Raw genomic sequence first — 26,539 nt, 5'->3', positions numbered from 1 at the left:
TTATATTAAAAATATACATTATATATAAAAATATAGTATATATTTTATTAAATAAAATTTTTTATTAATTTTTTATTAAATTACAATAAAAAATACATCCATAAATATAAAATTTCTTTCCTAATATGAGAAATTTTGGATAGAGGTTATTAGAGGATGAATAAAGAAATTCTAGCTGTTGTAGAAGCTGTATCTAACGAAAAATCTCTTCCACGTGAAAAGATTTTCGAAGCATTAGAAAGTGCTTTAGCAATAGCTACTAAAAAAAAATATGAGCAAGAAATAGACATTAGAGTTAGTATAAATAGAAAAAATGGTGACTTTGATACTTTTAGAAGATGGTTAGTTGTAAAGAAAGTAACTCAACCTACAAGAGAAATTACTTTGGAAGCTGCTACTTTCCAAAATAATAAAATAAAAACTAGTGATTATTTAGAATACAGAATTGCGTCTGTAACTTTTGATCGTATCACGACACAAACTGCAAAACAAGTTATTGTGCAAAAAGTTCGTGAAGCAGAAAAATTAATGATTGTTGAACAATTTAGAAAATATGTTGGAGAAATTGTTACTGGAATAGTGAGAAAAATTAATCGTGATAGTATTTTGTTAGATTTGGGAAATAACGCTGATGGTTTAATAACAAAAAAAGATATGTTACCAAGAGAAAATTTACGTCATGGAGATCGTATCAAAGGTTTGTTATATGCTATTTATCCTAATCATAAAGGAATCCAATTATTTATTAGTAGATCTAAAGATGATATGTTGATTAAACTGTTTAAAATTGAAGTACCTGAAATTAATGAAGATATTATTGAAATAAAAGCTGTTGTTCGTGACCCTGGTTTTAGATCTAAAATTGCTGTAAAAACTAATGATAAAAAAATTGATCCAGTAGGTGCATGTGTAGGTATGAGAGGTTCTAGAGTACAAGCTATATCTAATGAATTATCAGGAGAAAGAATAGATATAGTATTATGGGATAATGATCCAAAAAAATTTGTTATTAATTCTATGTCTCCAGCTGATGTTGTCTCTATTATTGTAAACAAAGAAAAAAATTTTATGGACATAGCTGTTGAAGAAAAAAATTTAGCTCAAGCAATAGGTAGAAATGGGCAAAATGTTCGTTTAGCTTCGCAATTAAGTGGTTGGGAATTAAATGTTATGACCATAGAAAGTTTAAATATAAAACACAAAAATAAATATAAATGTTATGTGGAAAAATTAGTTAACATATTAAATATTGATTATCATACTTCAGAAAATTTAGTAAAGATAGGGTTAAATTCAATAGAAAAATTAGCAAAAACTTCATTAGCTGAATTATTAAAAATTAATAGTATTGATAAAAAAATAATAATAAATATACATAACAAAATAAAAAAAAAATAAAGAAAATAATATTTATATATATTTTTGAATATATAAATAAAATTTTTAAAATAATTACTTAATTTTTTATAAATGTTATTTGTAATAAATTTACAAATATGTTAATTCAAAACATTGGTATCTTATTTAAAAAACATAATTATTAATAATAAATTGAAAAAAAAATAAATGGAATATAATAAAATAAATAATAAAAAAACATCTAAATTTCGTAAAAAAAAATTAAGATCAAAATATAGAAAAACAGAATCTAATTCTAAAAATATATCTCGTAAATTAATGAAAAATAAAAAATCTGACAATTATATATTTTCTATCTTTAATAACTCTAAAAAAGGAGATTTTAAAAAACATAGTAATATTAATAAACGTAAAAATATTATTAAACGTGCAACATCTTTAAGAAATAAAAAAAATAACAATTTTAAAATTAAAAAATTTAAAACAAATAAAAATAAGAATTTTAATATCAGAGGAAATAAAATAAACGTATTAAAACAAAATTTTATAAAACCAAAAAAAATAATAAATAGAGACATTATAATAAGAAATAAAATAACAGTTGTTGATTTATCTAATAAAATGGCAATTAAGAGTGGTGAATTAATTAAACATATAATGAAAATGGGTATTTCTATAAACAGTATTAATGATTTTATTAATATAGATATTGCTAAAAAAATTTCTGAAAATATGGGTCATAAAGTTAAAATAATAAATGAAAATAAAATAGAACAAGATTTAATAAAAAACATCAGTTTAAATTCCTTGTCATCTAAAAAAAAAATTAGATCTCCTATAGTTACCATTATGGGACATGTTGATCATGGTAAAACTTCTTTATTAGATTATATTAGAACTACAAAAATAGCTTCTAAAGAATTTGGTGGTATTACGCAACATATCGGTGCTTATCATGTGAAAACTAATAATGGAAATATTACGTTTTTAGATACTCCTGGTCATTCTGCTTTTACTTCAATGAGAGCTAGAGGTGCTAAAATAACAGATATAGTGGTATTAGTAATCGCTGCAGATGATGGTGTTATGCTTCAAACCATTGAAGCCATTCATCATGCCCAAGCAGCAAAAGTTCCAATAATAATAGCAATTAACAAAATTGATAAAACACAATCAAATTTTGAAAAAATAAAAAATGAATTAAGTAAATATAATATTATTTCAGAAGAATGGGGTGGCGAAAATATTTTCGTAAATATTTCAGCAAAAACTGGTATAGGTATTAATAATTTGTTAGATGCAATTTTATTGCAATCTGAAATATTAGAATTAAATGTTTCATATGACTGTATGGCTTCAGGTGTTGTTATTGAGTCTTATTTGGATGCTAAAAGTGGACCTGTAGCATCTGTTTTAATAAAAAGTGGAGTATTAAGGAAAGGAGATACTATGCTTTGTGGTTTTGAATATGGTAAAATAAAATATATTAAAAATCAATATAATAAATTAATTAATTATGCACATCCTTCATTACCTGTAAAAATACTTGGTTTATCTGGTGTACCTATATCTGGAGATATTTTTAATGTTGTTAATGACGAAAAATATGCTAAAGAAATAGTTCAACATCGCAAAAATAAATTTCGAGAAAAAAAATTTTTTAATCAAAAAAATAATAATATAGATTATGTTTTTGATAAAATTAATATTGAAAAACAATCGGAATTAAATATTATATTAAAAACAGATGTACAAGGTTCTTTAGAAGCTATATCTGAATCATTAGTTCAATTATCTGATAAAAAAGTAAAAATTAAAATTATTAGTAAAGGAGTTGGTAGCATAAGAGAAACTGACGTAAATTTGGCATTAGCTTCTAAAGCTATCATTTTAGGTTTTAATGTAAAAGCAGACAATATTTCAAAAAAAATTATTTTAAAAGAAAACATAGATATACGTTATTATTATGTAATATATAATTTATTAAATGATATGAAATTATTTGTAAAAGGTTTACTAGTTCCTGAATATCAACAAAAAATAATCGGTTTAGCTGAAGTTCGTAGTATTTTTACATCTCCAAAATTAGGATCTATTGCTGGATGTATGGTAACTAATGGAATAATAAAGAAACATCATTCTATACGTATATTACGCAAAGAAAAAATTATTTATGAAGGTAAATTAGAATCTTTAAGAAGATTTAAAGAAGATGTAACAGAGATTAGAAGTAATTTAGAGTGTGGTATAAGTATAAAAAATTTTAATAATATAAATATAGGTGATAGAATAGAAGTCATTAAAAAAATAGAAATAAAATAAATTTCTAATTTTTATAATTTTTTTACATATAGAGTTTTATATTAAAATGAAAAAAAAAAATAGAATTTATAGAATATCAAACGAATTACAAAAAACAATAACTAATATTTTATACAAAAATATTAACGATCCTAAAATTAAAGTAGTTAATACTACTATTTCTGATGTAAAATTATCTTCGGATTTATCTCAAGCTAAAATTTTTGTTAGTTTTTTGTATGAAAAAAAAAATATTAAAAAAAATATTAATATTTTACAAAAATATAGTAAATATATTCGTATGTTATTAAGCAAATATATGACATTAAGAATTATCCCTAAATTGTTTTTTATACATGATGATTCTTTAATTGAAGGATGTAAAATATCTAATTTAATTAAAAATACTATACAAAAAGATAAATTGAAAAAAAAAAATCATAAATATCAGGTATCTATATGATTTTTTTTAATAAAAAAGTTAATAGAGTTTTGTTAATAAACAAAAAAAAAGGTCATAGTTCAAATTATACTCTTCAAAAAGTAAAGAATATTTTTAAAGTAAATAAAGCTGGACATACAGGAACTTTAGATCCATTAGCTACAGGAATGTTACCTATATGTTTTGGAAAATCTACTAAATTTTCAGAATTTTTAATTAAATCTGACAAAAAATATATTGTTACAGCAAAGTTAGGAGAAAAAACTCCTACAGGAGATTCTGAAAGTTTAATAATTTCAAAAAAAGATGTTTATTTTACTAATATTAAATTAAAAAAAGTTATATATTCTTTTATTGGTAAAATAAATCAAATTCCACCTATGTATTCAGCAATAAAATATAAAGGAATACCTCTATATAAATATGCAAGAAAAGGAATAAATATTAAATTAAAAAAAAGAGTAGTAAAAATATATAGTATATTTTTTTACAGAAGAAACAGTTTACTTTATTTAGAAATATCTTGTTCAAAAGGTACTTATATACGTAGTTTGATAAATGATATAGGTGATAAATTAGAATGTGGAGCTCATGTAATTTTTTTGCATAGATCAGAGATTTCTTCCTATCCTACAAATAAAATGGTTAGTTTAAAATATTTGAAATACTTAAGAAAAAAATATTCATATAATATATTTTTAAAAAAAATGTTTTCAAGATTTTTAATACCTGTTGAAAACATGATAGATTGTAGAAAAGTTATTCATATTGATAAACATTCGTATTTAAAGCTTAAACAAGGTCAAATAATTAAATCTTCATATAAATACTACCGAGGAATAATAAAATTAATAAATAATGTAGATAATGTTTTTGTTGGTTTAGCTTATATAAACATTTATGGTTATATTAGACCTTATAAAGTTATATAAAATTAATTTAGATTAAATACGAAAAAAAAAAATTTATATTTTACTATATTTTATTATGATACATGGGGTTTAAATATGTTTTTAAATATTATAAAAAAAAAATATAAAGATCTTGCATTGTTTGATAAAAAAAAAGATACAGGAAACACTAAAGTACAAATAGCATTGTTAACATATAAAATTAATAATCTTCAAAAACATTTTGCAATACATAAAAAAGATTATTGCAGTCGTAAAGGATTGTTAACAATGGTTTCTAAACGTCGTAAATTATTAAATTATTTAAAAAAAAAAAACATGATTATATACACTGAAATAATTAACAAATTACAGTTACGTAAATAGTATTAATTATTTTTTTATTTAAATAATATTATTTTTATTAAAAAATTAAAGGGCCAGAAATGGCCTTTTTTTATGTAAATTTAAATTATGTTAAAATATAATTAATATTTATATAAAAATAAATTATATATTAAATTAAAATTTTTTATTTAAAACTTTATTTTAAGGAAGTTAATTTGTTGAACCCCATAGTTCGTAAATTTCAATATGGTACACATACTGTAACTTTAGAGACAGGTGTTATGGCTAGACAAGCTACATCTGCAGTTATGGCAAGCATGAATGACACATCAGTCTTTGTAACTGTTGTAGGTAACAAATTTATTCAAACTGAACAAAAGTTTTTTCCTTTAACAGTTAATTATCAGGAACGGTCTTATGCTGCTGGTAAAATACCTGGTAGTTTTTTTAGAAGAGAAGGAAGACCAAGTGAAAATGAAATACTGATTGCTAGATTAATAGATCGCCCTATAAGACCTTTATTTCCTAAAAATTTTAAAAATGAGATACAAATAATAGCAACTGTTGTTTCTTTAAATCCAGAAGTTAGTCCTGATATAATATCTATGATTGGTGCTTCCGCGGCATTATCATTATCTGGAATACCTTTTAAAGGACCTACAGGAGCAGCAAGAATAGGATATATCAATAAAAATTATATATTAAATCCTAGTACAAGTGAGATGAAAAAAAGTAAATTAGATTTAGTTATCTCAGGTACTAATACTTCTATTTTAATGGTAGAAGCAGAAGCTAAAGTATTAACAGAAGAAGAAATATTAAATAGTATTATTTTTGGTCATGAACAACAACAAATAGTTATACATCATATTAAATCTTTAGTTGAAGAAGCAGGACAGAAAAATTGGGAATGGTTTCCAACATCAGTAAACCCCGTGTTAAAATTACGTATTTCTGAACTTTCTGAAAAAAAAATTAATAAAGCTTATAAAATAATTAATAAAAAAAAAAGACAAGAAACATTAATTGAAATTAAAAATAGTACTATTCAAACTATTTTATCTGAAAATAAATGTTTAAATGAATATGAAATAGCAAACATAATTTATGATATTGAAAAATCTACAGTTAGTAATCGTTTGTTTAATTATGGTATAAGAATTGATGGTCGCGAAAAAGATATGATTAGATCTTTGGACATTAGAACAGGTATATTACCTAGAACTCATGGTTCTGCTTTATTTACTAGAGGTGAAACACAATCTTTGGTTACTACTACATTAGGAATTTCTAGGGATGCCCAAAATGTAGATGAAATATTAGGTGAAAAAATAGATTATTTTTTGTTTCATTATAATTTTGCTCCATATTCTGTAGGAGAAATAGGGATAGTTGGTTCACCAAAACGTAGAGAAATAGGTCATGGTAAATTAGCAAAAAAAAGTATGTTGTCTGTTATGCCAAATATTGAAGATTTTCCATATACAATAAGAATTGTTTCTGAAATTACTGAATCAAATGGTTCATCTTCTATGGCTTCTGTATGTGGAGCTTCATTATCTTTGATGGATGCTGGAGTACCTATTAAAGAATCTGTTGCAGGTATAGCTATGGGTTTGTTTAAGGAAGGCAATGAATATATTATATTATCTGATATTTTGGGTGATGAAGATTATCTAGGTGATATGGATTTTAAAGTTGCTGGAACAAGAAAAGGTATCACTTCTTTACAAATGGATATAAAAATAGAAGGAGTTAATATAAATATAATAAAATTAACATTAAATCAATCACATGGAGCTAGATTACATATATTAAACATTATGGAGCAAGCAATTAACAAACCAAGAAGAAATATATCAGAATTTGCTCCTAGAATACATGTTATGAAAATAAATCCTGAAAAAATAAAAGATGTAATAGGAAAAGGTGGTTCTGTTATCAGAATGTTAACAGAAGAAACAGGTACAAGTATTGAAATTGAAGATAATGGTATAATAAAAATATCTTCTACTATTGCTCAAAAAGTTTTACATGCTATAAAAAGAATTGAAGAAATTACTACAGACATAGAAATTGGTAAAATATACCCAGGTAAAATAACTCGTATAGTAGATTTTGGAGCTTTTGTTTGTATTGGTATTGGAAAAGAAGGACTAGTTCATATTTCTCAAATTTCTAATACTAGAGTAGAAAAAGTAAGTGATTTTCTAAAAATAAATCAAAAAGTTTTAGTTAAAGTTTTAGAAATAGATCGTCAAGGAAGATTACGTTTAAGTTTAAAAAATAGCATTTTGTAATAATATTTTAGTTAACAAAATATGTTTGAAAGATTAATTTTACCTACATAATAGCTCTCTTTATAGGGCTATTTTGTTTATATAAAAATAAATATTATTAATATTTATTGAATAAAATTATTAATTTATATAAACTAAAAAAAATATTTAAATTATTTATTTTTTTAATGAACATTAATTCATATTTTTTATTATAAATTATTAATTATTATTTATTATACTTATAATTAATAAATAAATTCTTATAAAATAACTTATTATTTTATAATATTTTTTAATTAGAGCTAGTAGTTTGCAATGTACAATAAAAAAAATTACAAAAAGTTGTGTATATTAGCCTATTAAAAATTAAAAGGAACATGTATTACATGACTAACATAGAAACAACTTTTTCCAAATTAGGTTTAAAAAAAACTATTTTAAAATCACTAAACAAAATGAGTTACGTAACACCTTCACCTATACAAAAAGCTTGTATACCTTATTTATTAGATGGTGAAGATGTTTTAGGTATGGCTCAAACAGGAAGTGGTAAAACAGCTGCTTTTGCATTACCTTTATTACATAACATTAACATTAAATTAAAATTCCCGCAAATATTAGTATTAACACCAACAAGAGAACTAGCAATACAAGTATCAAAATCTTTTATAGAATTTTCTAAATACATAAAAAACATCAAAATACTGCCATTATACGGTGGTCAAAAATATGATTTACAACTAAAAATTTTGAAACAAGGACCACAAATAGTTGTTGGAACTCCAGGAAGATTATTAGATCATTTAAAAAGAGGAACTTTAATATTATCTAAGTTAAAAGGTTTAGTTCTTGATGAAGCCGATGAAATGTTGAGGATGGGGTTTATAGAAGATGTAGAAAGTATTTTATCTAAGATACCAGCTAAACATCAAACAGCTTTATTTTCTGCAACTATGCCAGAAGAAATTCGCAGAATATCAAGAAGATTTATGATCAAACCTCGTGAAATACAAATTAAATCTAATATAACCACTAGACCTGATATTGAACAAACTTACTGGCTTTCTTATGGAAGAAAAACTGAAGCTTTGATTAGATTTTTAGAATCAGAAAATTTTTCAGCAACAATAATTTTTGTTAGAACCAAAAATTTAACATTAGAAGTTTCTGAAGCTTTAGAAAAAAGTGGATATAATAGCGCTGCTTTAAATGGAGATATGAATCAATCATTAAGAGAAAAAACCTTAGAAAAATTAAAAAATGGTAATTTGGATATTTTAATAGCTACAGATGTAGCAGCAAGAGGATTAGATGTTGAACGTATTAGTTTAGTAATTAATTATGATATTCCAATGGATGTAGAATCATATGTTCATCGTATCGGACGTACAGGTAGAGCTGGAAGAAAAGGAAAAGCTTTGTTATTTGTTGAACCTCGCGAACGTAGGTTATTACGCAATATAGAAAATAAAATAAAAGTAAATATTAAAGAAATAAAATTACCTGATTTAAAAAAAATAAGTGAAAAAAGAATCAAAAATTTTTCAAAAAAAATTGAAGAAGAATTAAAAAGTAAAGATTTAATTGAATATCAAAAATTACTTCCAAAAATTAATTCTATAAATGAATTAAATATTGAAAAATTAGCTGCAGCTTTGTTAAAAATAGCACAAAAAAATAGACCGTTGATAATTTCTAAAGATAAATTTTTTAATATAAGTAATTATAAAAATAATCGTAATTTTAAAAAAAATAATTTAATCAAACAAAATTATTATAAAAGAAAAATTGTCAAAAAAAAATATAAAAATATGAATTTATATAGAATTGATATAGGAAAAAAAGATTGTGTTGAAGTAAGAAATATAGTTGGAGCTATATCTAATGAAACTAATATTAATAATTATAAAATTGGTAATATAAAACTATATCAAAATTTTTCTGTTATCGAATTATCTAAAACTATTCCAATTAATACATTAAGAAAATTAAATAATATCAATATTTTGAATAAAAAAATAACTATTAAGTTAATAACAAATAATAATAGATTTAATAATACTAATTTAATAAATAGTAATAAAAATATAAATTATTCTAAAAAAAAATATAATAATATTAAAAAACGTAAGTTTTATAATTTTAAACCAAAATTTAACAAAATTGTAAAAAAACAGTAAAAAATATTTAATTATGTAATTTACTTTATGCCACTAAGTGGCATACAAAAAAATATTTTTTTTATTTTTTTCTATAAGCTATAGCTTCTATCTCAATTTTAACATTTTTTGGTAATTTATTTACTTCAACACATGATCTTGTTGGAAATTTTGAGTTATTTTCTTTAAAAAAATTATTGTAAGTTTTATTTATTTGTTTTAAATCATTAATATCAACGATAAAAATTGTTGTTTTTATTATATTATTTAATGTTAATTTAGCTTTTTCTATAATGAATTTAATATTTAATAATGTTTGATAAGTTTGATCATTTATGTTTTCAGGAATATTGCCACTATTTTCATCAATAGGTATTTGACCTGATACAAAAATAAAATTACCTGTATCAATACCTTGAACATAAGGTCCTATTGGTTTTGGGGATTTTTTTGTTTTTATGATTTTATACATTTTTATTTTTCTCATTTTATATTATACTATATTTGTTATAAAAATTAAAATAATATGTTTAACAATAACTTTTTCTACATTGCATAAATAAACATAAACAATTTATATATTTTTAATATTGTAAATAATATCACAGAGGTTTAATTCACATGTATTTTAATATTAACAAAATTTCTGTATTAGACAAATATTGTTGTTTAATATTAGGTGTTTTTAAAAAACAAATTTTATCTCCACATGCTAAAATTATAGATAATATTAGTAATAAATATGTTTCTAAAATTTTGTCAAAAAATGAAATATCAGGAAATATAGGTGATTTATTATTACTATATAATGTACCTAATGTTTTGTCTACAAGAATATTGCTAGTGGGTTGTGGAAATTTAAATAAAATAAATTATTTTGGTTATAAAAAAATAATAAAAAACATTTTTAATTATTTAAAATATAAACCTTTAAAAAAGATAGGATTTTTTTTAAATGAAATAAATGTTAAAAATATTTCTACATATTGGAAAAATAGAATTATTGTTGAAGAATATTTAAATTCACAGTATTTTTTTAACAAATTTAAAAAATATAAAAAAATTTATTCATTTAAAAAAATTTTATTACATACAAACAAAAAAAATCAAAGTATTAGTAAAAATAATGATTTTTTATTACATGCTTTAGCTGTTTCTAAAGGAATTAAAGAATGTAAAGATATAAGTAATTTACCACCAAATATTTGCAATCCTAAATATTTAACAGCATATACTTCAAATTATTTTAAAAATAAAAATAAAGTAAAAACAACTATTTTAAATAAAAAATCAATCAAAAAGTTAAATATGAATGCTTACGCTCAAGTAAGTAATGGTTCTAATAATAAACCATATATGTCTATTATTAAATATAACGGTTGTAATGATAAAAATAGTAAACCTATTGTTTTAATTGGGAAAGGAGTTACATTTGATTCAGGAGGTATTTCTTTAAAACCATCAAGATCAATGGAAAAAATGAAATATGATATGTGTGGAGCAGCATCTGTTTTTGGTATTATGGTGGCAGCTGTTGAATTAAAAATACCTTTAAACATTATAGGAGTATTAGTATCTTGCGAAAATATGCCTGACGGTAAATCTCTAAAACCAGGTGATATTATTAAAACAATGTCAGGTAAAACTGTGGAAATAATTGATACAGATGCTGAAGGTCGTTTGATATTATGTGATGCATTGACTTATGTTGAAAAATTTAATCCTAAAATAGTCATAGATATTGCTACTTTAACTGGAGCTTGTGTTGTTGCATTGGGTCATGAAAATACAGGTTTAATGTCTAATGATAAAAAACTTATTAAAGATATTTTAAAATGTTCAAAAAAAACTCATGATTTTGCATGGCATCTTCCTATAAATGATAGATATAATTCTAAATTAAATTCTCATATTGCTGATATAAAAAATATAAGTTCTAGTTCAGCTAGTGTTATTACAGCTGGTTGTTTTTTGTCTAATTTTGCTAAAAAATATTCCTGGGCTCATTTGGACATTGCTGGTACTGCTTGGGATAACTCTAATGGTTATGTACAACCAACTGGTAGACCTATATCTTTAATCGTTCAATTTTTATTAAGTAAATCTAAACTTAATAAATAATTTTTATTAAATTACATTTTTAAGTTAAATAAAATATACAAAAAATATATGAAAAAAAATTATGATTTTAATAAAATAGAAAAAAAAATTTACAAAAAATGGGAAAAACTGGGTTTATTTAAAGCTAATTACAAAAAATATAAAGAAAACTTTTGTATAATTTTACCTCCTCCTAATATTACAGGTAGCTTACATATGGGACATGCTTTTCAACACACTATTATTGATGTTTTGTTAAGATATAATCGTATGTTAGGAAAAAATACATTTTGTCAGTCTGGTGTAGATCATGCTGGTATAGCAACACAGTTAGTTGTGGAAGATTATTTAATAAAAACTACAGGAAAAAACAAAAATAGTTATTCTAATCAATACTTTATAAAAAAAATATGGGAATGGAAAGAAAAATTTGAAGATAACATTATTTCTCAAATGAAAAAAATTGGTTTATCAGCAGATTGGAATAAAAAAAGATTTACATTAGATAAAAAAATGATTTTTGCTGTTAAAAAAGCTTTTATAGATTTATACGATAAAAAATTAATTTTTAAAAAAAAAAAAATAGTAAACTGGGATTCCAAGTTAAAAACTGTTATTTCAGATATAGAAGTTATAAATAAATCTATTACAATTAAAAAATTTTATATAAAATATTTTTTATATAACTCAAAAAAAGTTTCAAAATTAAAATATTTATTAGTATCTACAACTAGACCAGAAACTATATTTGGAGATACAGCTTTAGCTGTTAATCCAAAAGACTTACGTTATAAAAAATTTATAGGAAAAAAAGTTATATCTCCTATTCTAAATAAAATTATCCCGGTTATAGAAGATGATCATGTAGATATGAATCAAGATACAGGATGTTTAAAAATAACTCCTGCTCATGATTTTAATGATTATACAATAGGTGTTAAACATAAATTAAATATGATTAATATTTTTACTTTAGATGGTAAAATAATTAATAAACCACTAATATACAATAGTGATGGTATATTTATAAAATATGATAATGATATTTCACCTGAATTCTGTAATATTGATAGATTAGAATCTAGGAAAAAAGTAATAAATTATTTAAAAGAAAATAAATTGATTGTAAAAATAAAAAAATGTATTTCAAATATACCAATAAATGAAAGAAGTGGTTCAATAATAGAACCTATGTTAACAGATCAATGGTATTTAAATATAAAAAAAATGTCTGAATCTGCAATAAAAATAGTTAAAGAAAAAAAAATAAGTTTTATACCAAAAAATTACAAAAACATGTATTTTTCATGGATGAAAAAAGTTGAAGATTGGTGTATATCAAGGCAATTATATTGGGGGCATCGTATTCCCATTTGGTACGATGATGAAAAAAAAATTTATGCTGGTTTAAATGAAAAAGATGTAAGAAAAAAATATAGTATTTCTAAAGAAAAAAAGTTATTTCAAGAATCAGATGTATTAGATACTTGGTTTTCTTCTAGTTTATGGGCTTTTGCATCTTTAGGATGGCCAAAAAAAACTAAAAGATTAATTAATTTTTTTCCTAGTAACATATTGGTGTGTGGTTTTGATATTATATTTTTTTGGATAGCAAAAATGATTATGTTAACTATTCATTTTATGAGTAATAATAATAAAATTAAAATACCATTTAAAAAAATTTATATTACCGGATTAATAAAAGATTTTAATGGGAAAAAGATGTCTAAATCAAAGGGTAACGTTATTGATCCTATAGATATTATAAATGGAACTTCTTTAAAAAAATTAGTAAAAAAAAGAACTTTTAATATTAACAACCCTGTTTTAGTAAAAAAAATATTATATGATACTAAAAAAAGGTTTCCAAATGGTATTAAACCTTTTGGTGCAGATGCTTTAAGATTTACATTTACTTCTATTTCTTTTACTGGAAGAGATATAAATTGGGATATGAATAGATTACAAGGATACAAAAATTTTTGTAATAAATTATGGAACGCAAGTCGTTTTATTTTTTCAAAACTAAAATGTAAAAACAACAAAAAGAAAAGCAAAAAAAATATTTCTTTATTAGATAAATGGATTATTTGTTGTATGAAAAAAACTATAAATATTTATTGCAATTCTTTAGAAAAACATAGATTTGATATATCTTCAAATGTCATATACGATTTTGTATGGAACCAATTTTGTGATTGGTATATTGAATTTGTAAAATTTGATATTAACAAAAAACTGTATTTTTTTAATAATTATAAATATGTATTATTTAAAATATTAAAAAATATTATTAAAATTTTACATCCTATCATTCCTTTTATTACAGAAAAAATTTGGCAAAAAATAAACAAAATACAAAATCTTAAAAATAGTTCTATTATGTTAGAAAAAATTCCTAAATATAAAATAAATATTAAAAAATATTATCTTTTAAACAATAAAGTTAATTTTTTAAAAGAAATAATTATTTTTGTAAGAAAAACTAGAATAGATTATAATATAAATAAAAAAGATATTTTAAAAATAATTTTTAATTTTCAAAATAATATTAGTTTTAAATATATTATAATACAATTTAAAAATTATTTAAAAAAATTTTTAAATATAAAAAAAATATTTTTTGCATATAATGAATATTCTTATGATTTATTTTTTGTTAGAAAATATGTGCAAAATGTTGAAATTATTATTCCTGTCAAAAGAAATTTTGATAAATCAAAAAAAATAAAAGATATAAACAATCAAATACTTAATATAGATAAAAATTTGTTATTGTTAAATGCAAAATTATCTGATAGAAATTTCATAACTAAAGCTCCTAAAAAAATAATTAAACTAGAAACAAGTAAATTATGTAACTTGAAAAAATATAAAAATACTTTATTAAATCAACTTAACAATTTATTTTTAATTTAAATCAAGTATCGACATAACAAATTTAATTTATTTTTTAATAAATTATATAATATTTAAAAAATCAATATACATTCATAAAACAACATAATCAGAAAAAATATATAATGAATAATATAAATAAAAGATTTAATGTTTCTTTTTACAAATATTTTTATATAATGAATCCACAAAAAATTTATAATATTATTTTAAAAAAATTTAATCTTTTTAATGTGTTAGGAAGAGTTTATATTTCTTATGAAGGATTAAATGCACAGATTAGTATTCCAAAAAAATATTATAAAAATATAATTAACTTCATATATAATTTAAATATAAAATTAAATAATGTATTGATTAATAGGTCATCAAACACTAAAAAATCTTTTTTTAACTTAAAAATAAAATTAAAAAAAAATATAGTTGCTGATAATATACATGATTATATTAATTATAATAGAAAAGGTGTATATTTAAAAAATGCTCAAGAAGTTAATAATATGTTTAACAAAAAATCAGTTACTTTTATAGACATGAGAAATAAATATGAGTATGAAATAGGACATTTTGTTAATGCAGTAAATATACCTTTTAATACTTTTAAAGAACAATTAAAAAATATTATTGATTTTCTTAAAATTTTTAAAAATAAAAAATTAGTAATGTATTGTACTGGAGGTATACGTTGTGAAAAGGCTAGTTCTTATTTGATAAATTATGGTTTTTCAAGTATTTATCATATATATGGAGGTATTATAAATTATGTTAATTCTGCTAAAGAAAACAATTTACCTATAAATTTTGTAGGAAAAATGTTTGTATTTGACAATAGATTATATGAAAAAATTTCACATCACATAATTTCTAATTGTCATCAGTGTAAAGAGACTTGTGATATTCACAGAAATTGTCGTAATAAAAAATGCAATAAATTATTTATTCAATGTGATAAATGTGCAAAAAAATTTGATTACTTTTGTTCTAATGATTGTGTAAAAAAAAATTTATAAAATTTTTTAGTTTTTATTATAAATAATATAAATAACATAAATAATGTTTTTATTTTTTAGTTAGCAAATATAAACAATGCATTTTTTTTGAATATCATTTATATATATATATATATATTGTAAAATAATAAATATTTTTAAATTAAATTTTATTAAAAAATGGAGATATAATGATAAAAAATAATAAGTTTAAAATATTTAAAAATTCACCAATATTAAAATCTATTTTAGATACTGATGCATATAAAATACATATGCAACAAGCTATATTTTATCATTATTACAATGTTTCAGTAGTAGCTGAATTTATTTGTCGTAGTAATAACAATTTAGGAAAGTTTTCTAAATATTTAAAAAATCAAATTAAAATGATGGAATATCTTTCATTAACTAAAGACGAATATAATTATATATCTTCATTTTCTTTTTTTAAAAAAGATTATTTAAAATGGTTTAAAAAATTTAAATATAAAGCTGATCAAGTGAAAATTAGTAATTATTGTGGTAAATTAAAAATTAAAATTTCAGGTCCGTGGAGAGAAGTAGTATTATGGGAAGTTCCCATATTATCTATTATAAGTGAATTAGTACAAAGTATTAGATATCCTAATATAACACCTAAAATAGCAATAAATTATTTATGTAAAAAATTAAAATATTTTTATGAAAAATATGATAAATTAGATTTGTATAAATTAAAGTTAATAGATTTTGGTACTAGAAGAAGATTTTCTTATGATGTACATTTATCTATTATAAAAAAACTTAAAAAAAATATACCTTGGTTATATGGATCTAGTAATTATCATTTTTCTCATTTACTAGGTATTAAACCTCTAGGAACACAATCTCATGAATGGTTTCAAGCTCATCAACAAATTAGTGCTTTTTTATCCGACAGTCAAAATTTAGCTTTAAAAGTTTGGTTGTTACAATATAAAAATAAGTTAAATATAGCTTTAACAGACTGTATTAATATGGATTCTTTTTTAAAAGATTTTAATTATTATTATGCTAAAAAATACAAAGGATTAAGACATGATTCTGGAAATCCTTTTTTATGGGGTGATAAAGCAATTGATCATTATATAAAACTTGGTGTTGATCCTAAAACTAAGATTTTATTATTTTCAGATAGATTGAGTTTTGATAAGATGATTCGTATATATAATTATTTTAATGGAAAAATAAAACTTATGTTTGGCATTGGTACAAATTTAACCTGTGATATTCCTTTTGTTAAACCTTTAAATATAGTTATTAAACTAACTAAATGTAATGATAAACCAGTAGCAAAAATTTCAGATAGTCCAGGAAAAATATTTTGTAAAGATAAATATTTTATAAATAATTTAAAAAAAGCATTTAAAATATAAATTATAAATATATTTAACTTTAATAAAGTTATTTAAAATTAATTTTTTAATATTGAATATTTAATATATAAACTTTATTAATAAATTATTTTTTGTTAACTTAAAAAAAATTGAATTTTGTTGTTTTTCTATTTTAGATTGTATATTATAAATAAAATATAAAATTTAACAATTAACAATTTTTTTAGTATTAAATAAATAATATAAATGATTACGCTATGTTGAACAACTTGATAAAATTTTTTAAAATATTTTAAAGGATTTTTAATAATGAATATAACCATAGCAAACATATTTAACAAACAAATTAAGTTAAATACAAATATTAAAATAAGTGGTTGGGTTCGAACAAAAAGAGATTCTAAACTAGGATTTTCTTTTATTGTAATATATGATGGATCTTGTTTAAAAACATTACAAATAATAGCTAATAAAAAAATAAAAAATTATAAAAAAGAAATTTTATTATTAACTACAGGATGTTCTATACAAGTCAAAGGAGTTTTAGTATATTATAAAGAAAATAAACAATTATATGAAATCAAAGCTAAACATATAAAAATTTTAGGTTGGGTTAATAACCCATGTAGTTATCCTATGTCTGCAAAACACCATACATTAGAACATTTGAGAAATTTTAGTCATTTAAGACCTAGAACTAATTTTATAGGTGCAATTTCGCGTATTAGAAATATATTGTTTTACTATATTCATAAATATTTTCAAAAAAATAATTATTACTGGATTCAAACACCTATTATTACTTCTTTAGATACTGAAGGTTCTAGTGAAATGTTTGAAATTTCTGAATCTAAATCTTATATCACATCTAAGTCAAAAAAAAATAATTATAAATTTTTCGGTAAAAAAACTTTTTTAACTGTTTCTAGTCAATTAAACTTAGAATCATATGCTTGTTCTATGTCAAAAGTGTATTCTTTTGGACCAACGTTTAGAGCTGAAAATTCTAACACTACTCGTCATTTAGCAGAGTTTTGGATGTTAGAAGTTGAAAGATCTTTTATAAAGTTACCAGAAATAATAGAAATAACTAAAAATTTTTTGAAATATATTTTAAATAACTTATTATTAAAATCTGAAGAAGATATTGTTTTCTTTTCTAAATTATTTAATGTAGATTTAATACAAAAAATACAGAAATTAATTAATTATGATTTTTTTGAAATTGAATATAAAGAAGCGATAGATATTTTAATAAAAGAAAATAATAGATTTAATGTAAAAATTAGTATAAATTCAGATTTAAATCATGAACATGAACTTTATCTAACTGACAAATATTTTAATGCTCCAGTTATAATAAAAAATTTTCCAAAACAATTAAAAGCTTTTTATATGAAAATTAATAATGATAATAAAACTGTAGCCTCTATGGATATTTTGTTGCCAAAATTAGGTGAAATAATTGGAGGTTCTCAAAGAGAAGATAGGTTAAGTATGTTAGATAAAAGGTTGTTTGAGTTAAAATTAAATAAAAAAAAATATTGGTGGTATAGAGATCTTAGAAAATATGGTACTGTACCTCATTCTGGTTTTGGACTTGGTTTTGAAAGATTGCTTTTGTATGTTACAAATATAAAAAATATAAGAGATGTAGTTCCATTTCCACGTTCTTCCAAGAATGCTTTTTTTTAATATTTTTTATTTAAATGAAATATTTTTATGATAAATATTATATATATATATAATATTTTATATAATATATATATTATTTACATATTTATAATATGTGTTATTTTTAAAAAAATTAGTTCAACAAATTGTATTTATTTTAATAAAAAATTTTGTATTAATGTTAAGGTATAAATAATTATGAATAAAAAATTTTTTTTAGGATTGTTATTCCCTATACTATTAGCTGCAAATAATGTAAAAGCAATAGATTTATATGATAATGATCAAAAATCTGAATTATATGGAAATATGAATTCTGATCATAAAATTAATAATCATAGAGTAGGTTCAGAGAGTTTTATTAGTCATTTTGGTAAAAACAGTGCAAGTTATAATACATTTGGAGTGAAAGGAATATTTAAAATAAATAATATTTTTTCCGTACACGGTCAAGTGGAAGAAGAATTAAATGAGCATTGTTACGACATTAAAAAAAATACTCAACCTAAAAATAATTTATTGTTTGTTGGTATGAAAATATTGTCATTAGGTTCTATAGATTATGGTCGTAACTATGGAGTAATTCATAAGGCATTAGATTATTTAAGCCCTATTTCTTTAATGTTAAATAATGATATACATTTAAATGCTAAAGATAATTATATGTTGGGGTTAGGAAATAACATTATTAATTATCGTAATAAAAATTTATTTAGTTTTTTAAATGGATTAGATCTTAATTTACAATATCAAGGAAGAAATAAAGATTATAAAGTTAAACATCCAAATGGCTCTGGATGGGGGACAGAAATTACCTATACAAACAAAAAATCTGGAATAGGTACAGTTTTTTCATGTTTCCAAAGTAACAACTTTTCTTCTCTTATAAAAAAAAATAATAATAAGATATCTAAAGCTTATTTAATAGGATTAAAATATAATTTAAATAAAACATTTTTATCCGCTTTGTATAGTCATACAAATAACTTAGTTCCTTATATGGATGTTAGAAATTTTTCTAAAATTTCTGATGTAACTAATCATATTAAATTATCAGCATCTTATAATTTTAAATCAGGATTAAAACCATCTATAATATATTCACAATCAAAAAGTGTGTTTTTATCAAATGCAAAAAATGCACATGATAAAAAAATTAGTTCTGCAAGTTTATCAAAATATTTACATCTTATAACATCTTATAATTTGTCTAAAAATACTTTAGCTTATGTTAGCTATAAGTTAAATTTGCTTAAAAGTAACGATTTTACTAAAAACAACTTAATTCCTACAAACAACAATGATTTATCAATAGGAATTTTGCACCATTTTAGTTTATAAAAAAACAAAAAATTAAAAAATAAATGCATGCTGTTAAAAGCATGCATTTTTATAAAATTTTATATTTTATACAATACTTTTTATTTTAACTCCTCCTAACAAATGCATATGTAAATACTTTACTTCTTGACCACCATTTTTTCCACAATTTATTATTAACTTATATCCGGTTTTATTTATTTTAAATTTTTTAGCTAACTTTTTTGCTAATAAAAACATTTCTCCAAAAATATATTTGTTATTTTGTGTTATATAATTAGTATTTTTTATAAAAATATTTGGAACTATCAATATATGAACAGGTGTTTTAGGATTAATATCTTCAAAAGCCGTCAAGATATTATCTTGATATAAAATATTAGATTTTATTTCTTTATTAATAATTTTTTTAAATATGTTATTTACCATAATGTTTTTTATTTTTAACAAATATATTATTTATATAATATTCATTTGTTCCTCTATTAATGTTTTTAAATTATCTGATTTTGTACCAAAAATGACTTGTACTCCTAATCCAGATATTATTACTCCAGCAGCTCCTATTTCTTTTAGTTTATTTACATCAACTTTTGTGTTGTCAAGAACACTAATTCTTAATCTAGTTATACAAGCATCTAAATTATTTATATTTTTTTTTCCTCCTAACGATTTTATAATTATAGAAGCCATTTCTTTATCATTTTTAACAACACTAATATTTATTTTTTCTCTTCCAGGAGTTTTTATGTCAAATTTATTAATTATAATGTAAAAAATAATATAATATATAAAACCATACAACAAACCAATCAATGGAAATAACCAAACATTTTTACTATTACCGCTTAAAACTAAAAAATCTATCAAACCGTGAGAAAAACTCATTCCAGCTTTCATGTTGAAAAATATACATATTGGAAAAGCCATACCTGCTAAAATAGAATGAATAAAATATAATATTGGAGCTACTAATATAAAAGAAAATTCAATAGGTTCCGTGATACCAGTTAAAAAAGAAGTTAGTGCTGCAGATAACATGACTCCGCTTATTTGTTTTTTGTTTTTTTTATCTGCACAATGCAAAATTGCTATAGCTGCTGCTGGTAAACCATACATTTTAAATAAGAAACCACCTGATAATTTTCCAGCTGTTGAATCTCCTGCCATGTATCTAGAGATGTCTCCATGAAAAACTTGTCCAATTGAATTTGTATATTCACCTATTTGCATCTGAAATGGTACATTCCATATATGATGCAATCCAAATGGAACTAATGTTCTTTCTACAAAACCATATATTCCAAAGGCAAGCATAGGATTTTGATATGCAGCCCATTGGGAAAATATTTGTATTGCTTTTCCTATTGGAGGCCATATTATTGCTAATAATATCCCTATAAATATAGATAATATTCCTGCAATAATAGGAACAAAACGTTTGCCAGCAAAAAAACCTAAATAATCAGGTAATTTTATTTTATAAAAAATATTAAACATTAAAGCTGAAATACCTCCAGATATTATTCCTCCTAATATACCTGTGTCTAAAATATGTTTTATATCTATTCCTGGAATATTTATGTGTAAAAAAAATGGAGCTACTACCAACATAGTTTTTGTCATTATTCCATAAGCAACTACTGCTGCTAATGCTGAAACACCATCATTTTTAGTAAAACCTAATGCTATACCTATGGAAAAAATTAACGGCATATTTGTGAAAACAGAACTACCTGATTCTAACATCACTCGAGATATAATATTAGGTATAAAAGAAAAATGAGCAGAACCTATGCCTAATAATATACCAGCTATAGGTAATACTGATACAGGTAACATCAATGATTTACCTATTTTTTGTAAACCAGAAAATGCATTTTTAATCATATAGATCCTATATAAATTAATTTTAACTTAAAGTATTTTATAATATATATTATTTATATTTTTTTAAAAAATTGCAGTTAAACAAATTAATAAAGTTATTTTTTAAAATATAAGATAAATCAAACAAATTTATTTTTTTTATTTTAGATAAGTGGTTAGCAATCAAACTTACATTTGCAGGTTGGTTTTCTTTTTTTCTGTAAGGTTCTGGAGATAAATAAGGTGAATCTGATTCAATAAGAATTCTATCTATAGGTAAATATTTTACTAATTCATTTAATGCATAAGTATTTTTAAAAGTTATTATACCTGAAATAGATATATAAAAACCAATGTTTAATAATTTTCTAGCCATATCTATGTCTTCTGTAAAACAATGTAAAACTCCTCCACATATTTCAGATTTTTCTCTTTGTAAAACATTTATAGTATCATTTTTAGAATTTCTAGAATGTACTATAATAGGTTTTTTTATTTTTTTAGCTACATCTATTTGATATTTAAAAAATTTTATCTGTTTTTTTTTATTATGGTTAATATTTGTATAATCTAATCCAGTTTCTCCTATCCCAATCACATACTCATTTTTTGATAAAGTTAACATTTTTTCAATATTACTATTTTTAGAAATATATAAAGGATGTATTCCACATGAAATTCTAACATTAATAAATTTATTTTTTAACATTTTAAAGGTTTTTTTAAAATTAGATATTGAAGTTGATATTGTTAACATAAATTTAACATTATGTTTAAATGCCTTTTTTATTACATCATCAATATTTTTATGTATATTTTTATAATTTAGTCTGTCTAAATGACAATGAGAATCTATTAAAAACATAATTATTACCTATTAGTTATTTAAAATTTTTCACATTTTATCAAAGAATCTATTATCAACAGTTCTGTGTTAATATTTGGTATATTTATAATGTTATATCTGCATTTAAAAAAAATGTTAATAATTTCAACTACTTTTCTATATGAATATATCTTAGAAATATTATATATTATATTTTTGCAATCTTTATTTAAAATAAAATTTAAACAGTTTAACTTATATTTAATAACGTCTAATAATAAAAAACATATCCATAATATGTTTTGAATTACATTTTTAGAATTTAAATGATCGAATAATGAAACAAAATCATTTTTTTTAATTGAAAATAAAAATTTTTGATATAAAAAAAATCTTTTTTCTAACAAAAAATTATTAATTTCTTTTTTTGCATCAATAGGAGAATTATTATTTAATTTAATAGCTATAAAACATTGTTCATTGTTATAATTAGTATATTTATTCAACCATTTTATGCTTATATTAATAGGGACTATTATAGTGTAAACTAAACATCTACTACGAAATGTTTCTAGCAATTTGTTATTTTTTATATCTGATATAAAAAACCAGGTGTTTTTTGGAGGCTCTTCTAAAACTTTTAGTAAAGAATTTATTTGAAATTTGTTCATATTGGAAACTTTGAATAACCAAACAATTTTTTTTTTTCCATATTGAGGTTTATAATATATATTATTGATAATTTTTCTGATTTCGTTTACTCCTGTTTTTTTTAAATTATCTAATTTTTCTTTTATTAAATATAAGTCAGGATAATTATTAGACATGACTAATTTGCAATTAGCACATATATTGCAACTTTTATAATATTTTTTTTTTTTACATAATAACCATTTAGTAATTTCTAATATTAGTTTTTTTTTTTTTACTTTGTAAAAAGATTCTATTAATATAGCGTGATGTAATATATTTTTTTTATATTGACGAATAACATTTTTATAAATTTCATTCAACCAAGGATAATTATTTATACTCATTTTTTATTAACCAATTTTTTAATTGATAAATTAAAGATAACATTACTTTTTTTATATTTAAATTAGCATTAATTATAATTACATTTTTTTTGTTTTTAATTAAAGACAAATATTTTTTCCTGATTTTATTAAAAAAAACAAATGATTTTTTTTCTATAAGATCCATTTTACCTCTCATTTTTATACGTTTCAATGCTGTTTTAGGTAATACATCTAAATATATTGTTAATCCCACTTTAATATTACTTAATATTTTTTTTTGTAATAAATCAATGATTCTATCATTGGTTTTTGAATAACCTTTTTGATATGCTAAAGAGGAAATATTAAATCTATCACTAATAATCCAATAACCTATTTTTAATTTTTTTTTTATTACATTTTTTAAAAGTTGAGATCTTGCTGCATATATTAATAATATCTCCGAAATATAAGTTAATTTTTCATCTTTTTCTCCATTTTTTATTATTTTTCTTAACTTTTCTGCTATAGGAGTACCACCAGGTTCTCTCACGCAAAATATTTTTTTGATGCCGAAACTTTTTAAAAAATTCTTTATTATTCTTTTTACAGTGCTCTTTCCTGCTCCTTCAATACCTTCTATAACAATTAATTTATTCATTTTTAATCCAAATAATATTTACATAAAAATTTAATTACTCAACATTAATTAAGGATATATTTATTTATATAAAAATATTAATTAAAAATAAATTATCAAGTTTTAACATATTTAATTTTATTTAAATATTCGACGATTTTATTTATACAATTCATATTTTGTGCTTCTTTATCAGATATTTCAATATTAAATTTTTCCTCTATTGACATAATTAATTCTATCATATCCAATGAATCAGCTCCTAGATCTTTAACAAAATAACTATCGTTATTTATATTTTTAATCTCAATTCCTAGTTGTTCACTAATAATTTTTTTTATTTTATTTTCAATAATTTTCATTTGTATCCTTTTTAAAATTATTAAATCATATTCAATCCACCATTTATATGGATATTTTCTCCTGTGATATAGCTTGCATATTTAGAAGTTAAAAATAATACTGAATATGCTATATCATTTTTATTACCTATTTTTTCCATTGGTATGTTTTGCAAAATTTTTTTTTTGTTCAAAATAGGTATATTTTTTATTAATTTTGTTTTGATAAACCCAGGGGATACTATATTAGCTGTAATATTATATTTAGCTATTTCTTTTGCTAAACATTTGTTAAAGCCTATAATTCCTGATTTAGAAGCAGCATAATTACTTTGACCTTTGTTCCCTATATTTGCTATTACAGAACCTATAGTTACAATTCTTCCATATTTTTTTTTTATCATATTAAACAAAACATTTTTAACCATTATAAAGATTGAAGTTAAATTTGTATGAATAACATTTTCCCATTCTTTTATCTTCATATTTATAATAAATTTATCTTGAATAATAGCTGCGTTATTAATAAGTATATCTATGCTATCAAAATTTTTATTTACATTTAAAAAAAAATTTTTTATAGAAATATCATCATTTAAGTTTAATAAAAAACCTTTGCTTTTTTTTTTTTTTAAAAATTTGTTAATTTTATCAACTCCTTTTGAAGTAGAAGATGTCCCTATAATTGTAGCATGATGTTTTTCTAACAAAATAGATATTTTCTTTCCTATACCTCTACTAGCTCCAGTAACTATTGCTATTTTATTTTTTAAATTTATATTCATATTTTATATTTTCAAATAATAAGAATTGATGTTATTTATGTCTTTATTAATATTTGTGAGTATTTTTTTTGGACCTATTTCTAAAAAATTTTTAATTCCTTTTAATTTAATTTTTTTTATTATTTCATACCACATAACTGGTTTATAAAATTGTTCTAATAATAGTTTACGTATATTAATATAGTTTTTTGTTTTTTTTGCATTTACGTTGTGTAATATTATACATTTTGGTTTATTTAATTTTATTTTATATAAAAATTTTTTAAATTCTTCACTTGCTTTATTCATTAAAGAACAATGTGAAGCTATTTTGATGTTTATATTTAAAATACATTTAACTTTGTATTTTTTACATAATAAAACAGCTCTATTTATAGCTTCCATATGTCCAGCTATAACTATTTGTTTCTTAGAGTTTATTGCTGCTATAGATAATACTTGTTTTTTTTTACTTTTTTCACATATTCTTTTTATAATATTTTTTTTTAATCCTATAATTACTTTCATACCACATTTTATTTTTTTTGTATGTTTTTTCATTAATATACCTCTTTGATATACTAATTTTACACCATCTATAAAACTTATAGATTTAGAACATACCAAAGCAATGTATTCTCCTAAACTATGTCCTACCATATATTTAGGCATATAATGGTTTTTTTTTTGCTGCCATATTTTATACATAGAAAAAGATATTGTAAGTAATATAGGTTGAATATATTGAAAATTGTTAATTATTTTTTTTTTGTCTTGTTTTAATAATTTTAACAAATTATAATTAATAATATTAGAAGTTTTTTTAAACATTTTTTTAATTAAACTATATTTTCTAATGTATTCATTAATTAAATCAAAAGATTGATAATTTTGCCCTGAAAATATAACAGCAATTTTATTATTGTTTATAATCATGTTATTTATTTTTTATAATTTAAAACTATGTTCAATAATGTTTTT

The 26,539-nt window shown here is 21.2% G+C and carries 21 protein-coding genes and 1 pseudogene; 13 read left to right on the top strand and 9 right to left on the bottom strand.

Translation table 11 applies throughout. The annotated features are described in order from the left end of the window. Positions 1-156 precede the first annotated feature (156 nt). From nusA to RJX39_RS01300, 7 genes and pseudogenes are all read left to right on the top strand, one after another. A pseudogene (gene nusA, locus RJX39_RS01330) lies at positions 157-1,389 on the top strand (transcription termination factor NusA); the annotation flags it as partial. Between the two features lie 177 nt (positions 1,390-1,566). Continuing rightward, entirely contained in the window at positions 1,567-3,681 is a 2,115-nt protein-coding gene (gene infB / locus RJX39_RS01325; RefSeq protein WP_343192451.1) for a translation initiation factor IF-2, read from the top strand. A 46-nt stretch (positions 3,682-3,727) separates the two neighbouring features. Further along, positions 3,728-4,123 carry a 30S ribosome-binding factor RbfA gene (gene rbfA, locus RJX39_RS01320; RefSeq protein ID WP_343192450.1) on the top strand — a complete coding sequence of 132 codons (396 nt, stop codon included), beginning with the start codon at positions 3,728-3,730 and terminating at the stop codon, positions 4,121-4,123. Continuing rightward, positions 4,120-5,034: a tRNA pseudouridine(55) synthase TruB gene (truB, locus tag RJX39_RS01315; protein WP_343192449.1), complete on the top strand. Its 915-nt coding sequence runs from the start codon at positions 4,120-4,122 to the stop codon at positions 5,032-5,034. The genes rbfA and truB overlap by 4 nt, the downstream gene beginning before the upstream one ends. A 75-nt stretch (positions 5,035-5,109) precedes the next feature. Next, positions 5,110-5,379, top strand: a complete 270-nt coding sequence (rpsO, locus tag RJX39_RS01310) for a 30S ribosomal protein S15 (protein ID WP_343192448.1) — start codon at positions 5,110-5,112, stop codon at positions 5,377-5,379. Between the two features lie 176 nt (positions 5,380-5,555). Then, on the top strand, positions 5,556-7,640 hold the full coding sequence (pnp, locus tag RJX39_RS01305) for a polyribonucleotide nucleotidyltransferase (protein WP_343192447.1): 2,085 nt from the start codon (positions 5,556-5,558) through the stop codon (positions 7,638-7,640). Positions 7,641-8,008: 368 nt separating this feature from the next. Then, positions 8,009-9,802, top strand: a complete 1,794-nt coding sequence (locus RJX39_RS01300; RefSeq protein ID WP_343192810.1) for a DEAD/DEAH box helicase — start codon at positions 8,009-8,011, stop codon at positions 9,800-9,802. 61 nt (positions 9,803-9,863) lie between these two features. Here the strand turns inward: RJX39_RS01300 and RJX39_RS01295 are convergent, their stop codons facing one another. After that, positions 9,864-10,253: a Rid family detoxifying hydrolase gene (locus tag RJX39_RS01295; RefSeq protein ID WP_343192446.1), complete on the bottom strand. Its 390-nt coding sequence runs from the start codon at positions 10,251-10,253 to the stop codon at positions 9,864-9,866. Between the two features lie 149 nt (positions 10,254-10,402). Here RJX39_RS01295 and RJX39_RS01290 point away from each other — a divergent pair, with 149 nt between their 5' ends. The 6 genes from RJX39_RS01290 to RJX39_RS01265 all read left to right on the top strand — a co-directional run bounded on the left by RJX39_RS01290 (position 10,403) and on the right by RJX39_RS01265 (position 20,141). Beyond that, entirely contained in the window at positions 10,403-11,902 is a 1,500-nt protein-coding gene (locus RJX39_RS01290; protein WP_343192445.1) for a leucyl aminopeptidase, read from the top strand. A 48-nt stretch (positions 11,903-11,950) separates the two neighbouring features. Continuing rightward, positions 11,951-14,800, top strand: coding sequence for a valine--tRNA ligase (locus tag RJX39_RS01285; protein WP_343192444.1), 2,850 nt, complete (start codon positions 11,951-11,953; stop codon positions 14,798-14,800). 74 nt (positions 14,801-14,874) lie between these two features. After that, positions 14,875-15,789, top strand: a complete 915-nt coding sequence (locus RJX39_RS01280; protein ID WP_343192809.1) for a rhodanese-related sulfurtransferase — start codon at positions 14,875-14,877, stop codon at positions 15,787-15,789. A gap of 170 nt (positions 15,790-15,959) precedes the next feature. After that, entirely contained in the window at positions 15,960-17,165 is a 1,206-nt protein-coding gene (gene pncB, locus RJX39_RS01275) for a nicotinate phosphoribosyltransferase (protein ID WP_343192443.1), read from the top strand. A gap of 270 nt (positions 17,166-17,435) precedes the next feature. Continuing rightward, on the top strand, positions 17,436-18,821 hold the full coding sequence (gene asnS, locus RJX39_RS01270; RefSeq protein WP_343192442.1) for an asparagine--tRNA ligase: 1,386 nt from the start codon (positions 17,436-17,438) through the stop codon (positions 18,819-18,821). Between the two features lie 177 nt (positions 18,822-18,998). Beyond that, a complete protein-coding gene (locus RJX39_RS01265; RefSeq protein ID WP_343192441.1) occupies positions 18,999-20,141 on the top strand; it encodes a porin in 1,143 nt (380 codons plus the stop codon). 66 nt (positions 20,142-20,207) lie between these two features. Here RJX39_RS01265 and RJX39_RS01260 read toward each other — a convergent pair whose 3' ends face one another. The 8 genes from RJX39_RS01260 to RJX39_RS01225 form a co-directional block, all read right to left on the bottom strand. Next, positions 20,208-20,549, bottom strand: a complete 342-nt coding sequence (locus RJX39_RS01260; RefSeq protein WP_428994316.1) for an HIT domain-containing protein — start codon at positions 20,547-20,549, stop codon at positions 20,208-20,210. A 30-nt stretch (positions 20,550-20,579) separates the two neighbouring features. After that, positions 20,580-22,010: a PTS glucose transporter subunit IIBC gene (gene ptsG / locus RJX39_RS01255; protein ID WP_343192440.1), complete on the bottom strand. Its 1,431-nt coding sequence runs from the start codon at positions 22,008-22,010 to the stop codon at positions 20,580-20,582. Positions 22,011-22,059: 49 nt separating this feature from the next. Continuing rightward, positions 22,060-22,854, bottom strand: a complete 795-nt coding sequence (locus tag RJX39_RS01250) for a TatD family hydrolase (protein WP_343192439.1) — start codon at positions 22,852-22,854, stop codon at positions 22,060-22,062. A gap of 20 nt (positions 22,855-22,874) precedes the next feature. Then, the gene (locus RJX39_RS01245) at positions 22,875-23,852 is read right to left on the bottom strand and encodes a DNA polymerase III subunit delta' C-terminal domain-containing protein (RefSeq protein WP_343192438.1); all 978 of its coding nucleotides are present in this window, start codon (positions 23,850-23,852) and stop codon (positions 22,875-22,877) included. Beyond that, a complete protein-coding gene (gene tmk / locus RJX39_RS01240) occupies positions 23,839-24,474 on the bottom strand; it encodes a dTMP kinase (protein WP_343192437.1) in 636 nt (211 codons plus the stop codon). The genes RJX39_RS01245 and tmk overlap by 14 nt, the downstream gene beginning before the upstream one ends. Positions 24,475-24,569: 95 nt before the next feature. Continuing rightward, the gene (gene acpP / locus RJX39_RS01235; protein ID WP_343192436.1) at positions 24,570-24,815 is read right to left on the bottom strand and encodes an acyl carrier protein; all 246 of its coding nucleotides are present in this window, start codon (positions 24,813-24,815) and stop codon (positions 24,570-24,572) included. A gap of 20 nt (positions 24,816-24,835) precedes the next feature. After that, positions 24,836-25,579, bottom strand: a complete 744-nt coding sequence (locus tag RJX39_RS01230) for an SDR family oxidoreductase (RefSeq protein WP_343192435.1) — start codon at positions 25,577-25,579, stop codon at positions 24,836-24,838. 3 nt (positions 25,580-25,582) lie between these two features. Then, the gene (locus RJX39_RS01225; protein ID WP_343192434.1) at positions 25,583-26,494 is read right to left on the bottom strand and encodes an ACP S-malonyltransferase; all 912 of its coding nucleotides are present in this window, start codon (positions 26,492-26,494) and stop codon (positions 25,583-25,585) included. Positions 26,495-26,539 lie beyond the last annotated feature (45 nt).

This window comes from Buchnera aphidicola (Taiwanaphis decaspermi) (genome assembly GCF_039405155.1).
Taxonomy (GTDB): domain Bacteria; phylum Pseudomonadota; class Gammaproteobacteria; order Enterobacterales; family Enterobacteriaceae; genus Buchnera_M; species Buchnera_M aphidicola_B.
The sequence above is the reverse complement of the archived record's forward strand: the minus strand, read 5'-3'. Positions and strand labels throughout refer to the sequence as shown.

Coding starts and splice junctions, on each gene's coding strand:
- acpP (WP_343192436.1), bottom strand. CDS start 24,815: ATGAAAATTATTGAAAATAAAATAAAAAAAATTATTAGTGAACAACTA.
- RJX39_RS01300 (WP_343192810.1), top strand. CDS start 8,009: ATGACTAACATAGAAACAACTTTTTCCAAATTAGGTTTAAAAAAAACT.
- rbfA (WP_343192450.1), top strand. CDS start 3,728: ATGAAAAAAAAAAATAGAATTTATAGAATATCAAACGAATTACAAAAA.
- RJX39_RS01285 (WP_343192444.1), top strand. CDS start 11,951: ATGAAAAAAAATTATGATTTTAATAAAATAGAAAAAAAAATTTACAAA.
- RJX39_RS01230 (WP_343192435.1), bottom strand. CDS start 25,579: ATGAATATAAATTTAAAAAATAAAATAGCAATAGTTACTGGAGCTAGT.
- infB (WP_343192451.1), top strand. CDS start 1,567: ATGGAATATAATAAAATAAATAATAAAAAAACATCTAAATTTCGTAAA.
- RJX39_RS01260 (WP_428994316.1), bottom strand. CDS start 20,549: ATGGTAAATAACATATTTAAAAAAATTATTAATAAAGAAATAAAATCT.
- truB (WP_343192449.1), top strand. CDS start 4,120: ATGATTTTTTTTAATAAAAAAGTTAATAGAGTTTTGTTAATAAACAAA.
- tmk (WP_343192437.1), bottom strand. CDS start 24,474: ATGAATAAATTAATTGTTATAGAAGGTATTGAAGGAGCAGGAAAGAGC.
- ptsG (WP_343192440.1), bottom strand. CDS start 22,010: ATGATTAAAAATGCATTTTCTGGTTTACAAAAAATAGGTAAATCATTG.
- pncB (WP_343192443.1), top strand. CDS start 15,960: ATGATAAAAAATAATAAGTTTAAAATATTTAAAAATTCACCAATATTA.
- rpsO (WP_343192448.1), top strand. CDS start 5,110: ATGTTTTTAAATATTATAAAAAAAAAATATAAAGATCTTGCATTGTTT.
- RJX39_RS01250 (WP_343192439.1), bottom strand. CDS start 22,854: ATGTTTTTAATAGATTCTCATTGTCATTTAGACAGACTAAATTATAAA.
- RJX39_RS01265 (WP_343192441.1), top strand. CDS start 18,999: ATGAATAAAAAATTTTTTTTAGGATTGTTATTCCCTATACTATTAGCT.
- asnS (WP_343192442.1), top strand. CDS start 17,436: ATGAATATAACCATAGCAAACATATTTAACAAACAAATTAAGTTAAAT.
- RJX39_RS01225 (WP_343192434.1), bottom strand. CDS start 26,494: ATGATTATAAACAATAATAAAATTGCTGTTATATTTTCAGGGCAAAAT.
- RJX39_RS01295 (WP_343192446.1), bottom strand. CDS start 10,253: ATGTATAAAATCATAAAAACAAAAAAATCCCCAAAACCAATAGGACCT.
- RJX39_RS01290 (WP_343192445.1), top strand. CDS start 10,403: ATGTATTTTAATATTAACAAAATTTCTGTATTAGACAAATATTGTTGT.
- RJX39_RS01245 (WP_343192438.1), bottom strand. CDS start 23,852: ATGAGTATAAATAATTATCCTTGGTTGAATGAAATTTATAAAAATGTT.